Origin of the sequence: Streptomyces sp. NBC_00016 (genome assembly GCF_045040885.1) — a bacterium.
Taxonomy (GTDB): domain Bacteria; phylum Actinomycetota; class Actinomycetes; order Streptomycetales; family Streptomycetaceae; genus Streptomyces; species Streptomyces coriariae.
In genome coordinates, this window is record NZ_CP108304.1 from 209,815 (window position 1) to 223,929 (window position 14,115).

Genomic DNA, 14,115 nt, shown 5'->3' on the forward strand with positions numbered 1-14,115 from the left:
GGGCTGCGAGGTGGCGCTCGCCCGGCCCCCGGGTGAGGGCCGGATGCCGTGCCTGTGGTGCGGCTTGCCGGATGCCGGCCCTAGAGCGTGGCGGACGGTGCGTGCCCGGCGGGATGCGGGCAGCGGGCGGGGACGCGCAGCGGGCGCGGTGCGGGGTGTGCCGGGGCTGTGGCGTACGGGTGTGCCGGGGCTGTGGCGTACGGGCTGTGCTGCATGGCGCCTCCTGGTCCGCGACAATCCACAACGGGCGGGTTGGCCACGCTAGTTGCGGTTGGCACCCGAAGTCCGTTTTCCCGAGCGGGTGTACAGCGGTGTCCGAGCGGCGCCCGAGCCCGCCCGGGTGTCCGAGCCCGCCCGGGTGTGCGAGGGGTGCCCGGGTGTGCGAGGGGTGCCCGAGCCCGCCCCGGGTGTCCGCGTGGGCGCGAGGGGGCGGCAGCCGCTGTCCGGCGCGCGACGGCCCGGCGGGCGGGGGCGGTGCCGTGTCCGTGGATGCGGTGCCGGTGTCACAGCATGCGCACGGCGCTTTCCGCGTGCCGCTTGGCATGGGCGAGCAGGGCCCGGCTGTCCCGGCCGAGTTCCTCGCGCACATGCCGGCGCGCCTGTCCCAGGCCCGCGTGCTCGCCGAGCACGGCGGTGATGTTCTCCTCGCGCAGCACGACGCTGTGCTGGGCGATGACGCTGACCCCGGACTCGTCCGGGACGACGGACCATTCGCCGGTGTGCGCCTCCAGCAGCGGGTGGGGGGTGGTCTGCTTGTGGACGATGCGGCCCGCGTGCGGGAAGCAGATCCGCACCGAGTCCGTGGTGTACGAGCCGTACTCGGTCAGCGTCTGCGTGGTCAGGCGCTGCACTCCCGGCGCGTCCTCGGTGAGGTCGGCCCGGGCGACGTGCGGCACCGGGCCGGGCCAGTCCCCGGCCCGGTACAGGAAGTCGTAGACCAGTTCGGCCGGGCCGTTGACGCGCACCGCGTCCTCGAAGGACAGGACCAGGTCGTCCAGGCGCGTCCACCGCTCGGCGACGCTCTTGAGCTCGGCGAGCTGAGTACGGCTGCTCCCGTCGGCGGCCCGTCCCGTCCACGCCCCGACCTCGGGCAGGTCGCCGGTGACGCTGACGTCGTACTGCAGCTCGAGCTCGGTGCGGTGCGGGCCTCGGGAACGGGCGTGCAGGATGCCGCTCATCGGGCTGTCCGCTGCCGCGGACAGCTCCTGCCGGAACTCGATGCGGCGCTCCACCGGGTCCAGGTGCCGCCACGAGGTCCACGACTTCAGCTGCCCGTCCAGGAGGGACCACATCCGCAGCCGCTCCCGCTCGCCGTCGCTCTCCAGGCGCTCCACATGGATGCTCGGGGAGAAATAGAGCGGCAGCTTGGCCGCATCGGCCAGCACGGCGTAGACCACACCGGCGGGCGCGGCCACGTGCACCGTGTGCGTCGCCCTGTCGACACGCTCACCAGACATCCGAACACCTCTCCTCACATTGCGCCGACGGGGACGGGACGGAACACGTACAGATTTCAGAGAACCGGACGAGGACCACTGGATCATGAGCGGACCGCGGGCCGGACGAAACGCCGCCGCCGTCGCGGCCGGCCGGCGTGCGGCACGCCGGGGGCTGCGGCGGTGTGCGGCACGCCGGGGGCTGCGGCGGCGTGCGGGCACCGCGTCCCGCACCGGGCGGGCTGGCGGGCGGGTGACGCGGATCAGCCGACGGGCGCGGGCTGCTGGGCCAGGCGGCGGGTGACCCGGCAGGCGCGGCCCAGGAGCCGGGGCAGTTCGCGGCTGCCGCGTGCGAAGAAGTGGCGGCCGGGGACGATGCGGGTCCGGGCGGGCCCCACGGTCCACCGGCGCCAGCTGTCGGCGACCGTGGGCGGCGCCAGCGGGTTGTCCTGTGAGGCGACGACGAGGAGCGCGGTGGTCAGCGGGCCGGCGCAGGAGGGCCTGCGGGCCGCCTCGTCCAGGGCCCGGGCGAGCTCGAGTTCGGCGCGCAGCACCGGCAGCATGGCGCGCAGGAGGATTCCTTCGTCGCTGCTGGGCGGCACGGCGCCCTCGCCGCCGAGCACATGCAGCAGTTCGGCGTCCGTGGCCCCGCGCACGTCGGGCAGCCCGGCGTACACCGGCGGCGGCGAGTGGGCGCCGACGGCGAGGAGCGCGGGGCCGGGCAGGCCTGCCTCGTGCAGGGCGCGTGTGACGCTCAGGGCGACCATCGCGCCCAGGCCGTGCCCGTACAGGACGTACGGGCCGGGGTGCGGGTCGGTGAACCGGGGCAGCACATCGGCGAGCAGCGCCTCATGGGTGTTCACCCGGGGTTCGGACCGCCGCCTGCTGCCGCCCGGCAGGGAGACCGGGACCACCTCCACGCCGGGTCCGGCGCTCGCCGGCCAGTGCTCGAAGAGCGACTCGCCCCCGAGGGAATGCGCGAAACAGTGGAGCCGCACTGGCTGTTCGTCCGACATGGCACCCTCCTGTACCTGCACCCCTGGTCGCACGGGGTGGGATCCAAGAGTGGCGGCACCGCCTCAAGTGCCGCTCGAGAGCGGGCTGAGACCGACCGGAGGCGAGCGGGTGGCAGCAGGCGGGTGCGCCGCCTCTTTGCCTCGGGGCGCCTTGAGGACCGGTCGATTCCGGCTGGAGCGGCCGTGGGCCGCGGGACGGGCCGGCCGCCGCGCACGGCAACTGCGCCTGGCGTGCCAGGTGTTCGGGCGTGCGGTGGTGGCGGTGCCGGGCGGTGTGGCCGCGGCGGCCGCGGCGACGCAGGTCACCGTGGTCCCGGCTTCATGGGCGGGCCCGGAGTGGGTAGTCTCAGACCCGGACACATAAGTTACCGCTTAGTAGATTCGCTCTCGCAGGTTCGAGGAGCCCGCCATGCAACTCGCCGCGATCATCGTTTCGCTGGCATTCGTCACCGTCGGCACCGCGCTGTTCGTCCGTGCCGTCGGCGAGTTATTCCGGTACGTCAGGCTGGGCCAGCCGGTGCCCGCCGGCAGCCGGACCGCCAACCCCTACCGGCGCAGCGTGACGGTGGTGAAGGAGTTCCTGGGCCACACGCGGATGAACCGGTGGGGCGTCATCGGTGTGGCGCACTGGTGCGTGGCCATGGGCTTCTACACCTTGCTCCTGACGCTGGCCAACGCCGCCGGCCAGCTGTTCCGGGCCCACTGGGTGCTTCCCGTCCTCGGACACTGGCTGCCCTACGAGCTGTTCGTCGAGGTGATCGGCACACTGACGGCGGCCGGCATCGCCGTGCTCATCGTGATCCGGCAGCTGAACCTGCCCTCCCGCGCGGGGCGCAAGTCCCGCTTCGCCGGCTCCAAGTCCGGCCAGGCCTACTTCGTCGAGTCCGTCATCCTCACCATCGGCCTCGCGATCATGACGCTGCGCGGTCTGGAGGGCGCCCTCGCGGGCGTCGAGCACTGGGAACCTGCGTACCTGGTCTCCTATGCGCTGGTCGCCGCCTTCAGGGGGCTGGACGCCGCCACGCTGGAGAACCTGGTCCACCTGGTCGCGATGATCAAGATCAGTGTCTCGTTCCTCTGGATGATCGTGGTCTCGCTGAACACCAACATGGGTGTGGCCTGGCACCGTTTCCTGGCGTTCCCGAACATCTGGTTCAAGCGCAACGCCGACGGCGCCACCGCGCTGGGCGGCCTGCTGCCGATGACGTCGGGCGGCAAGCCGATCGACTTCGCCGACCCCGGCGACGACGACGTCTTCGGCGTCTCCCAGGTCGAGCAGTTCTCCTGGAAGGGCCTGCTCGACTTCTCCACCTGCACCGAGTGCGGCCGCTGCCAGTCCCAGTGCCCCGCCTGGAACACCGGCAAGCCGCTCTCCCCCAAACTCCTGATCATGTCGCTGCGCGACCACGCGCACGCCAAGGCCCCCTACCTCCTGGCCGGCGGCGGCAAGACCACGGAAGGCGAGGAGAAGGCCTCCGCCGAGCAGCTGGCCGGGGTGCCGGCCGCCGCGCTCGCCGAGGCCGAACGCCCGCTGATCGGCACCGCCGAAGAAGGCGGTGTCATCGACCCGGACGTGCTGTGGTCGTGCACCACCTGCGGCGCCTGCGTCGAGCAGTGCCCCGTCGACATCGAGCACGTCGACCACATCGTCGACATGCGCCGCTACCAGGTGATGATCGAGTCCGCGTTCCCGTCCGAGGCGGGCACCATGCTCAAGAACCTGGAGAAGAAGGGCAACCCCTGGGGCCTGGCGAAGAAGCAGCGCCTGGAATGGCTCAAGGAAGTCGACTTCGAGATCCCCGTCGTCGGCCGCGACATCGAGGACCTCACCGAGGTCGAGTACCTGTACTGGGTCGGCTGCGCCGGCGCCCTGGAGGACCGCGCGAAGAAGACCACCAAGGCCTTCGCCGAACTCCTGCACATCGCGGGCGTCAAGTTCGCGATCATGGGCGGCGACGAGAAGTGCACCGGCGACTCCGCCCGCCGCCTCGGCAACGAACCCCTCTTCCAGGAACTCGGCATGGAGAACGTCATGTCCCTCAACGCCGCGTTCGGCGAGGAGACGGACGACGACGGCAACGTCACCGAGGAGTCGAAGAAGCCGAAGTCGGCGAAGAAGATCGTCGCGACCTGCCCGCACTGCCTCAACACCCTCGGCAACGAATACCCGCAGCTCGGCGGCGACTACGAAGTCATCCACCACACCCAGCTGCTCCAGCACCTCATCGACGACGGCAAACTCATCCCCGTCACCCCGGTCGAGGGCCTCATCACCTACCACGACCCCTGCTACCTGGGCCGGCACAACAAGATCTACACGCCCCCGCGCGAGATCATCGCCAGCGTCCCCGGCCTGCGCAACGAGGAAATGCACCGCCACAAGGAACGCGGCTTCTGCTGCGGCGCCGGCGGCGCACGGATGTGGATGGAAGAGCGGATCGGCAAGCGCATCAACAACGAGCGCGTCGACGAAGCCCTCTCCCTCAACCCCGACATCGTCTCCACCGCCTGCCCCTTCTGCCTCGTCATGCTCACCGACTCCGTCAACGGCAAGAAGAACGAAGGCAAGGCCAAGGAGACCATCCAGGTCGTCGACGTCTCCCAACTCCTCCTGGAATCCGTCAAGACCCCGGCGGATCCGGCGGGTCCGCCCGAGAGCCAGGACGCGGCGCAACCCGAGCGCGTCAACTAGTACGCCCCGATCAGCGAGCTGTCCGGCACGGCGATCGCGGGGCAGGCCGTCACCGGACGCTGCGGCCAGGCAGCGGCAGCGGCAGCGGCAGCGGCAGCGGCAGCGGCAGCGGCAGCGGCAGCGGCTGAACGTCTCACGGGCGCGTCCGCGGCCAACTCCTGGCTGACGCGGGACGGGGCGGCCGGCCCGTCCCGCGTCAGCCAGGAGTGCCGGGCAATCTCAGCGGGCCGGCGCGCAGGGCCGGGATGCGGGGCCGGCGCGCAGGGCCGGGATGCGGGGCCGGGGTGCGGGGCCGCTCTGCACGGGAGGGCGCACCACGGGCCCGTGCGGAGCGAGCCGGCAGGGGCCGCATCTCCCCCTGTCCACGACGCCCGGCATCTCGTCCTGTTCGTCGACGGCCCGGCCCTCTGCCTCGTGGCTCCTCCCCGCCCTGGCAGGAAGTGCCGGCACCCCGCGGACCGGCTGACGAAGTCCGCGCCGGGCCCGTTCTTCTTCCCGGGGCCGCCGCCGCTCCTGCGCGACGGCACCCGGTTCGCATGCGGGGCCAGATCAGCGCCTCGGGTCCGGCCGGGCTTCGCCTCCGGGCCGGCCGGGCTCCCTTCGGGGCAGGCAGAGCCGGGGACGGGTGATTTCCCCGTACGCCACCGGGGGAATCACTCGCTGCCGGGCAGGAGAACACGGCGGCCGCCGGGCGGGAAACCCGCGGTGTCCGCACGGTGAACCCGCCGCCTTCCTGACCATCATGACGAACCGCCAGGAAGCCTGAAGAGACCGAAGAGACCGGACGTTTTGCGAGGTCTTCCCCGGTGCCGGTTCCGCCGTATCCGCGAGTCGCGTGAAGATTCATTTCCGTTCCCGCAGAGCGTGTTTGCAGAAAAGAATGCGGTATCGGCGGGAGGTGTCATCGCCCGCCCTGTCCGGAGAGACATCCGCCGAGATCTTCAGGGTTTTCTGCCGATTTCCGGCTCCTGCTCCACGAATACCGTTATTCAAAGGAGCGGCGGTGACGGGCACGTCGTCCGGCGGGCCGGGAGTTGATCCGGCGGGCGGGAATAGGCGGTGGGCCGCGAGACGGCGCGCGCCGCACCGGTGCGCGGCGAAGGACGGCGCCGGGCCGGTGGCCGGGCACGGCCGGCAGCGGCGGCGCGTCCCCGCGAGCCGGCCTCCGCGGCGCCGGCTCGGGGCCGGCCGCCTCGCGGCCAGAGGCGGCGCCAGGCGCCTTCGCCCTGGACGGCGCGGGCACCCGGCGGCGCGGCCGGCGGGCCGGAGCCGGCCGGAGGCAGCGCCTCGGGCCGGAGCCCGGCCGGAGGCAGCGCCGTCCCGGCGGCCGTGGCCGCCGCCGTACCGATGGCGCGCAGGCCGGCGGCGGTGGTCTTCCTCGCCTGCCGTTGCCCTTGTCCGCCCGCGCCGCGGGCCGGTGCTTGCCGTGTGCTGCCGGGCCGCCCGCGGGTGCGCGGGGCGGCCCGGCCGCGTGCGCACACGGGCGGCGCACTGCCCGGCTCACCGGCCGGCATGCTCAGTCACAGCACCGAGACGCCTTCGGGAACAGAGGTTCCGCACAGCTTCTGAGTACGACTCGAGCCCCCGCTCCGGCCGGTCTCAGGCGGCATAGAGATCGAAGGTCGAGGTGCGCCGCAGCCCGGAGGCGACATCCAGCTGCGGGTCGACGGCCAGCATGGCCTGGTGCAGCCGCTGCACCTGCGGCGAGGGCTCGACGCCCAGCTCCTCGATCAGACGGATGCGCAGCTTGCGGAAGACGGACAGGGCCGACGCCTGCCGCCCCGACCGGTACAGCGCCACCATGGCCTGCGAGTGCAGCCCTTCGTGCTGCGGGTAGCGTGCCGTCAGCTCGGCCAGCTCGGCGATGAGTTCGGAGTGCCGGCCGAGCCGCAGATCGGCGTCGATGCGCCGCTCGACGGTGCCGAGCCGGCTCTCCTCCAGGCGCATGACCTCGATCCCGAGGATCGGCCCGACCCGTACGTCGACCAGCGCGGGGCCGCGCCACAGGTCCAGGGCCCGGCGGAAACGGTCGGCCGATCTCTCGTCGTCGCCGGCCTCGAAAGCCGCCCGTCCTTCCGTGACCATGCTTTCGTACTCGTGCACGTCGACACTCTCGGGCGGTATCTGCAGCAGATAGCCGCCGTGCCGGGTGGCGAGCACTTCCTTGGCAGCGCCGGGGGCGTCGGGCCCCATCGCGGTGCCCAGGCGCCGGCGCAGCTGGAGGATGTAGGTCTGCAAAGTGGTGAGTGCGCTCTGCGGCGGCTCCGTTCCCCAGATTTCCTCCATGAGCATGGGGACCGGCATCACCCGTCCGGGATAGAGGGCGAGCAGAGAAAGAATCTGCCGCGGCTTACCGGCCGTCGGGACAATCGACCCCCCGTTGACCTCGGCACTCAACGGACCCAGAACCTGAATCTTCACTGCGTTCCTCCGTACCTCGTCGAATTCCTCTCATGGCTGAATTACATCGCCGTAAGCACACTAGCGGGAATCACGCCACGCCCGGCTTTCCTCGACCGGAGTTTGAGGGTGTTTCAACTGGATACCCCGGCCCGCAAATCGATCCGCCCCGGGAAGGGGGGAACGGCTGCCGAAGCGGCTCAAGAAGGGATGAACCACGGCTGGAGCGAAGCACGTCCGGCGTATCACAGAGGGCTCTTTCCGGTCACCGTTCAAGCGAATTCCGTTTGTGGAGAAACCCCGGAATGCGCGGTACCGTCCGGCGGGCGGGCCGCGTCCGTCCGGGCGGCGCTCTTCGCCGCGGCGGATCCGCGCACCGCGTGCGGCGTCCGGCGGGCGGCGGGCGGCGGGCGGCCCGCAGGACGGCGCACGCGGTGGGTGCGGCGGGCACGGCGGCCGTGCTGCGCACACCGTGCGCGGGGACCGGGTCCTGCGCGGCCGGGTGCGGGGAGGGGGCCGTTACGGGCGGGTGGGCGGGCGGGCTGCGGGAGACCGCGAAGCCACTGCCGCGCCGCCGGGGTGCGGCGCCGGGGTGCGGCGCGCAGGGCGGCGGAAGCCGCCGGCCGCCGGGTCACCGCACCGGGCACGCCCCCCGGGGTGTTCCGCCGTGCCGGCGCCGGCACGGCGGAACAGGACCTGCGGACCGCGCCGGCGCGCGCAGGCGGCCGGGACGGCCGCACGGCCGAAGGGGGAAGCGGACCGGGGTGCGCATCGCCCGTCCGGAGCGCGCATCACCTGTGAGGGCGTCGCACCGGGTCAGCGGTCAGGGCCAGGGCGCCGCTGCCGGGTCGTCGGGCGGACGGCGCTCCTCCTGGCCCGGGGCTGCCGGCCTCCGGGTCCTGGCCACGAACACTGTCCCCCGCGGCCGCCCGGCTCCCGGACCTGCCGCCGCCCGCCGCCGCTGCGAGCGGTTCGCCCGGCTCGGCGCGCGGGACAACGCCGGGGGCGGCGTGGGCAGTTCCCCGGCTGCCGCCCGGCTCCCGGACCTGCCGCCGCCCGCCGCTGCTGCCGCTGCTGCTGCGAGCGGTTCGCCCGGCTCGGCGTGCGGGACAACGCCGGGGGCGGCGTGGGCAGTTCCCCGGGGTCTTTTCAAGCCGGCGCCTGCCGCTTCCCGGGGCGCCGGCGGGCCGGGCGTCACCCGGCCGCGCGGGAGTCCCGGGAAGCGGTGCGGTGGCTCAGCTGGTGGGGACCAGGCGCTCCTTGGCGGTGCCGGATGCCGCCGGCGCGGGCTCGGGGCTGGCCGTGAGGATGGAGCGCTGCATGCGCTGCAGCCCCGCGGACGGCTCCAGGCCGAGGTCGCGGACGAGCGTGGCGCGCAGCCGCTGGTAGACCTCCAGGGCCTCGCCGCGCCGTCCCGAGCGGTACAGGGCGAGCATGAACTGGCCGTGCAGGCTCTCGTGTGTGCGGTAGCGGTTGACCAGGACGGTGAGCTCGGCCAGCAGTTCGCGGTGGCGTCCCAGCCGCAGGTCGGCCTCGATGCGCTGGTCGAGCGCGCACAGCCGGTTCTCCTCCAGGCGCTTGATCTCCATGTCCAGCTGCTCGCCGGTCTGCACGTCCGCGAAGGCGGTGCCGGTCCACAGGGCGAGTGCCTCGCGCAGCTGCCGTGCGGCGCCGGGGAAGTCGCCGGCGTCCATGGCCCGGTACCCCATGCCCGAGAGGCGTTCGAAGGTGCGGACGTCGCTCGCGCCGCCGCCGCTCGCCAGCAGGTAGCCGCTGGGCATGGTGACCAGTACTTCCTTGGCGGTGCGCCGCGCGCCCGTGCCGCCGGTGCCCTGCGGCTCGCCGTGCCCGTCCCCGTCCAGGGCCAGGGAGATGAGTTCGCGCAGCTGCAGGACGTAGGTCTGCAGGGTGGTGCGGGCGCTGCGCGGCGGGGTGGTGCCCCAGAGCTCCTCGATCAGGTCGGAGACGGACACCACCCGGTCGGCGTGCAGCGCCAGCAGGGCCAGGACCTGGCGGGGCTTGGGGGCCGTCGGCGTGATGGAGACCCCGTTCTCCTGTACGGCCAATGCGCCGAGTATCTCGATGTCCACTCGATCTCCCCTGTTGTGTGCCCGAGTGCTCCGGTCATTGGGTGGCCGTCAACAGATGCCTGTGTGGCCGTCGACAGATGCCGGTCCGGCGCCCCGCCCAGGCTAAGAACAGCACGCGCGGTCTGTCAATATCAAACCGCGCACCCTGTATTTTCTCTCCCCGATCGCGGGCGTATACCGCACAGGATCGGGCGAAATCTCTCACCTGGGGCGGAATTCACGGGTCCGGGGCGCCTGTTCCGGGCCGCACCGGCGCCCCCCAGGGGGAGGAAAAGGGGGTCCGTGTTCCCACGCCGGGCCATTTGACAGACCGTACGGTCTGTTATCGGTCGGGGCTGACCTGCGCGGACCGCTCCCGCGGGGGCGGCTCGCGCGGGGGCGGCTCGCGCGGGGGGACGGCGCCCGGCCGCTGCGAGCCGGCGCACACCAGGGCGTCCAGGTCCCGGCAGTCGGCGAGCCGGGGCAGCAGCACCTCCCAGAAGCCGGTGATGGTCTGCCGCGACAGCCAGGAGGGGTCCTGGCCGCCGAGGACCTCGAAGCCCGCGGTGGCGGCGACGATGACGTGGGCGCCGTCCGCCCCGGAGACCCCTTGCGCCAGGGCGCCGCTGTGCTCGGCCCGGCGCAGTGTGTCCTCCACCCAGTGCTGCCACCGGGTGCGCGGGGAGGCCTGCGCGCGGGGTGTGAGGGCGCCGGCGAGTTCGAAGCCGCCGCGCACCACGCTGTCGTGGGCGAGGCTGCCCATCAGCTCGTGGGTGGCGTCCACCACCGACTGCAGGCAGGAGCCGCCCTGGCGGGCCTGGGCGGCCTCGGTGATGCGGCGGACGGCCTCGGCGGCCTCGGCCTCGACGGCTTCGGCGAGCAGGTGCTTGTTGGCGAAGTGGAAGTGCAGCGCGCCGTTGCTGACCCCGGCGCGCCGGCTGATGGTGCTCAGTGACGCGGTGACGAATCCCTCCTCGGCGAACACCGTGGCGGCGGCCCGGATCAGCGCATGCCGGGTGCGGGCCGCTCGCTCCTGTTTGACCATGTGCGCTCTCCTGGGGGACGGGAGGGCCGGCACCGCACCGGCACCGGCGGCTCCCGCGAACGTCGTGCTATTGCGGGGGGTTGCCGTGCTTGCGGGAGGGCAGGTCGGCGTGTTTGCTGCGCAGCATGGCCAGGGAACGGACGAGGACGCCGCGGGTCTCGGCGGGGTCGATGACGTCGTCGACCAGGCCGCGTTCGGCCGCGTAGTAGGGGTGCATGAGCTCGGACCTGTATTCCTTGACCATCTTCTGCCGCATGGCCTCGGGGTCCTCGGCCTCGGCGATCTGGCGGCGGAAGATGACGTTGGCGGCGCCTTCGGCGCCCATCACGGCGATCTCGTTCGTCGGCCAGGCCAGTGTCAGGTCGGCGCCGATGGACTGGGAGTCCATGACGATGTAGGCGCCGCCGTAGGCCTTGCGCAGGATCAGCGAGATCCGCGGCACGGTGGCGTTGCAGTAGGCGTAGAGCAGCTTCGCGCCGTGGCGGATGATGCCGCCGTGCTCCTGGTCGACGCCCGGCAGGAAGCCGGGGACGTCGAGCAGGGTGATGATCGGGATGTTGAAGGCGTCGCACATCTGGACGAAGCGTGCGGCTTTCTCCGACGCCTCGATGTCCAGGACACCGGCCAGGGCCTGGGGCTGGTTGGCGACGAGGGCGACGGCCCGGCCGTCCAGGCGGGCCAGGGCGCAGATGATGTTGGTCGCCCAGCGCTCGTGGACCTGGAGGTACTCGCCGTCGTCGACGATCTCCTCGATGACGCGGGCCATGTCGTAGGGCCGGTTGCCGTCGGCGGGGACCAGGTCGAGCAGGCCGTCCGCGCGCCGGCCGGCCGGGTCGGCGCAGGGTGCCGCGGGCGGGGCCTCCCGGTTGTTCTGCGGGAGCAGGGACAGCAGGTAGCGCACCTCGGCGAGGCAGGTCTCCTCGTCGTCGTAGGCGAAGTGGCACACGCCGGAGGTCTCGGCGTGCACGTCGGCGCCGCCGAGGCCGTTCTGGGTGATCTCCTCGCCGGTGACGGCTCTGACGACGTCGGGGCCGGTGATGAACATCTGTGAGGTCTCGCGGACCATGAAGACGAAGTCGGTCAGGGCGGGGCTGTAGGCCGCGCCGCCCGCGCAGGGGCCCAGGATGACGGAGATCTGCGGGATGACGCCGGAGGCGCGGGTGTTGCGCTGGAAGATGCCGCCGTAGCCGGCGAGGGCGGAGACGCCCTCCTGGATACGGGCGCCGGCGCCGTCGTTGAGCGAGACCAGCGGGGCTCCGGTGGCGATGGCCATGTCCATGATCTTGTGGATCTTCGCGGCGTGGGCCTCGCCCAGCGCGCCGCCGAAGATGCGGAAGTCGTGCGCGTACACGAAGACGGTACGGCCCTCCACCGTGCCCCAGCCGGTGATCACACCGTCCGTGTACGGCTTCTTCACCTCCAGCCCGAAACCGCTCGCCCGGTGCCGGCGCAGCTGCTCGACCTCCTGGAAGGAGCCGGGGTCCAGGAGCAGCCCGATCCGCTCGCGGGCGGTCAGCTTGCCCTTGGCGTGCTGCGCCGCCGTCGCCCGCTCCCCGGGCCCGGCCAGCGCCTGCTCACGGATGCTGTGCAGTTCCGCCACGCGCCCGCGTATATCGGTGGGCACCGGTTCGGCCGGTGCCGGGGCAGTCGTCATCGCCATGTCAGGTGCCTTCCTGGGGCAGGGCCGAGGAGGTCCCGCCCCGGGTCCGTCGAGCATCTTAACAAACCGCCTGAGCGGTTTCCATTGGTGGGGGGAATCCGGAGGGATCCCTTCCCCCCGGGGTCAGCGCCAGCTGCCGGGCGCCGTGTAGGCGTCCGGCCCGCGCCACCAGCGCATCCGGGCGGCCGGCGCCGGGCCGGCCGTCTGCCGCGCACCTGCCTGCAGAGCGAGCAGCACCGCGACCACGGCGGCCAGTTCCGCCTCGCCGGGCCGTCCTCGCTCCACCCTGATCAGGGCTTCTTCCGTCCCCATCCGAGCGGTCCCCCTTCCTCGGGCCTGCAGACACCGTCGGCCAGGCCGCTCAAGAACGGCTTTGAGATCGCTTGAGATACGGGACACCGGGTGCCCCGCGCACCCGGTCCGCGGCCGGGCCCGCGCGCCGCGGTGACCCCGCAGAACCCAGGAGTCACAGGTGGTCACCACGGCCGCCGGGTGATCATCCCTACATTTGGGAATACATCGCTCCATTTTTCACCGGACTGGAGTGCCGCGTTCCTTCTAGAAATTAAACCGGGTGGTATGTATCTTCGCTGTCCTGAGGGATCTGCCAACTCACATTCAAGTCAAGGCACTCAGGGGGACCCATGTCTGCGAGCACGTTCCGTATGAACGGCGCGATATCCGGCGCAGTACGCAACCACAGCGGCCCGACGCCCCTGGCAGGAACCGGCGCCCTCCTCTTCCGGTCCCTGACCACCACCGTCCCGAAGGAACTCGTCCACCGCGCGAGCGTCGCCGAGGTCATGCTGACCGACTGGGCGCGCGTGGACGACGAGCGCTTCACCGTCTCCGCCCAGTGGCCGCGCGGGCACAGCTTCTTCGCCGCCGTGGACGGCTGCCACGACCCGCTGATCGCGGCCGAGACGATCCGGCAGGCCGGATCGCTCCTGGCCCACGCGGAGTTCGGCGTCCCCCTCGACCACCACTTCCTCATGTGGGACCTCGCGATCGCCGTCGAACCGGCGCACCTGCGCGTCGGCGACGCGCCCGCCTCGGTCGAACTGGAGATCTCCTGCAGCGACATCAAGCGCCGCCGCGGCGAGCTGGCCGGCCTCCACTACGACGCGGTGATCCGCCGGGGCGGCCACATCGCGGCCACCGGATCGGCCACCTTCACCTGCACCTCCGCCAAGGTCTACGAACGCCTGCGCGGCGAGCGCGCCGCCAGCATGCACCGCCCGCTGCCGCTGACCGCCCCGGCCGCGCCCCAGAACGTCGGCCGCGTCTCCCCCATGGACGTCGTGCTGTCCCCCATCGGACAGCCCGACCGCTGGCAGCTGCGCGCCGACACCGCCCACCCCATCCTCTTCGACCACCCCGTCGACCACGTGCCCGGAATGGTGCTGCTGGAAGCCGCCCGCCAGGCCACCACGGCACTCCTGGGCCACAACACCCTCCCGCTCGGCATCACCGGCGAATTCACCAAGTACGCGGAACTGGACGCCCCCTGCCTCATCGAGGCCCGCCGCCTGACCCGCACCCCCGCACAACGCGGACCCGCCGTCCTCGTCACCGCCCACCAGCACGGAACACCCGTCTTCCGCTCCACCGTCACAGCAGCACCACTCACCATCTGAGCCCCCGGGCCCCACGACCCCGGCCCCACGACCCCGGCCGCGGGACCCCGGCCGCGGGACCCGCGGCGCAGGGCCCGGACCCCACGACGCGGGACCTCGCACCACCCGACACCGGCCGCAGGACACGGGGCCCGGCCGCAGGGCCCCGATCCCACGACGC

Annotated in this window: 10 protein-coding genes; 2 read left to right on the top strand and 8 right to left on the bottom strand. The window is 72.5% G+C overall.

Features of this window, described 5'->3' with window-relative positions:
* Positions 1 to 80 precede the first annotated feature (80 nt).
* From OG933_RS00955 to OG933_RS00965, 3 genes are all read right to left on the bottom strand, one after another.
* Complete coding sequence (locus OG933_RS00955) at positions 81 to 215, bottom strand: hypothetical protein (protein WP_362536527.1); 135 nt, start codon at positions 213 to 215, stop codon at positions 81 to 83.
* Positions 216 to 503: 288 nt separating this feature from the next.
* Positions 504 to 1,457 carry an aromatase/cyclase gene (locus tag OG933_RS00960; protein WP_405624825.1) on the bottom strand — a complete coding sequence of 318 codons (954 nt, stop codon included), beginning with the start codon at positions 1,455 to 1,457 and terminating at the stop codon, positions 504 to 506.
* Between the two features lie 242 nt (positions 1,458 to 1,699).
* Positions 1,700 to 2,452, bottom strand: coding sequence for a thioesterase domain-containing protein (locus OG933_RS00965; RefSeq protein ID WP_362536531.1), 753 nt, complete (start codon positions 2,450 to 2,452; stop codon positions 1,700 to 1,702).
* 409 nt (positions 2,453 to 2,861) lie between these two features.
* Here OG933_RS00965 and OG933_RS00970 point away from each other — a divergent pair, with 409 nt between their 5' ends.
* The gene (locus tag OG933_RS00970; RefSeq protein WP_405624826.1) at positions 2,862 to 5,144 is read left to right on the top strand and encodes a (Fe-S)-binding protein; all 2,283 of its coding nucleotides are present in this window, start codon (positions 2,862 to 2,864) and stop codon (positions 5,142 to 5,144) included.
* A 1,599-nt stretch (positions 5,145 to 6,743) separates the two neighbouring features.
* On the opposite strand, the gene OG933_RS00975 is transcribed toward OG933_RS00970, so the two are convergent.
* From OG933_RS00975 to OG933_RS00995, 5 genes are all read right to left on the bottom strand, one after another.
* Complete coding sequence (locus OG933_RS00975; RefSeq protein ID WP_362277959.1) at positions 6,744 to 7,565, bottom strand: AfsR/SARP family transcriptional regulator; 822 nt, start codon at positions 7,563 to 7,565, stop codon at positions 6,744 to 6,746.
* A 1,214-nt stretch (positions 7,566 to 8,779) separates the two neighbouring features.
* On the bottom strand, positions 8,780 to 9,634 hold the full coding sequence (locus OG933_RS00980; protein WP_405624828.1) for a BTAD domain-containing putative transcriptional regulator: 855 nt from the start codon (positions 9,632 to 9,634) through the stop codon (positions 8,780 to 8,782).
* Positions 9,635 to 9,956: 322 nt separating this feature from the next.
* Positions 9,957 to 10,658: a ScbR family autoregulator-binding transcription factor gene (locus OG933_RS00985; protein ID WP_405624829.1), complete on the bottom strand. Its 702-nt coding sequence runs from the start codon at positions 10,656 to 10,658 to the stop codon at positions 9,957 to 9,959.
* Between the two features lie 67 nt (positions 10,659 to 10,725).
* On the bottom strand, positions 10,726 to 12,312 hold the full coding sequence (locus OG933_RS00990) for an acyl-CoA carboxylase subunit beta (protein WP_405633179.1): 1,587 nt from the start codon (positions 12,310 to 12,312) through the stop codon (positions 10,726 to 10,728).
* A 129-nt stretch (positions 12,313 to 12,441) separates the two neighbouring features.
* The gene (locus OG933_RS00995) at positions 12,442 to 12,630 is read right to left on the bottom strand and encodes an acyl-CoA carboxylase epsilon subunit (RefSeq protein ID WP_362536487.1); all 189 of its coding nucleotides are present in this window, start codon (positions 12,628 to 12,630) and stop codon (positions 12,442 to 12,444) included.
* Between the two features lie 332 nt (positions 12,631 to 12,962).
* Between OG933_RS00995 and OG933_RS01000 the strand changes: the two genes are divergently transcribed.
* Complete coding sequence (locus OG933_RS01000) at positions 12,963 to 13,955, top strand: ScbA/BarX family gamma-butyrolactone biosynthesis protein (RefSeq protein ID WP_405624830.1); 993 nt, start codon at positions 12,963 to 12,965, stop codon at positions 13,953 to 13,955.
* Positions 13,956 to 14,115 lie beyond the last annotated feature (160 nt).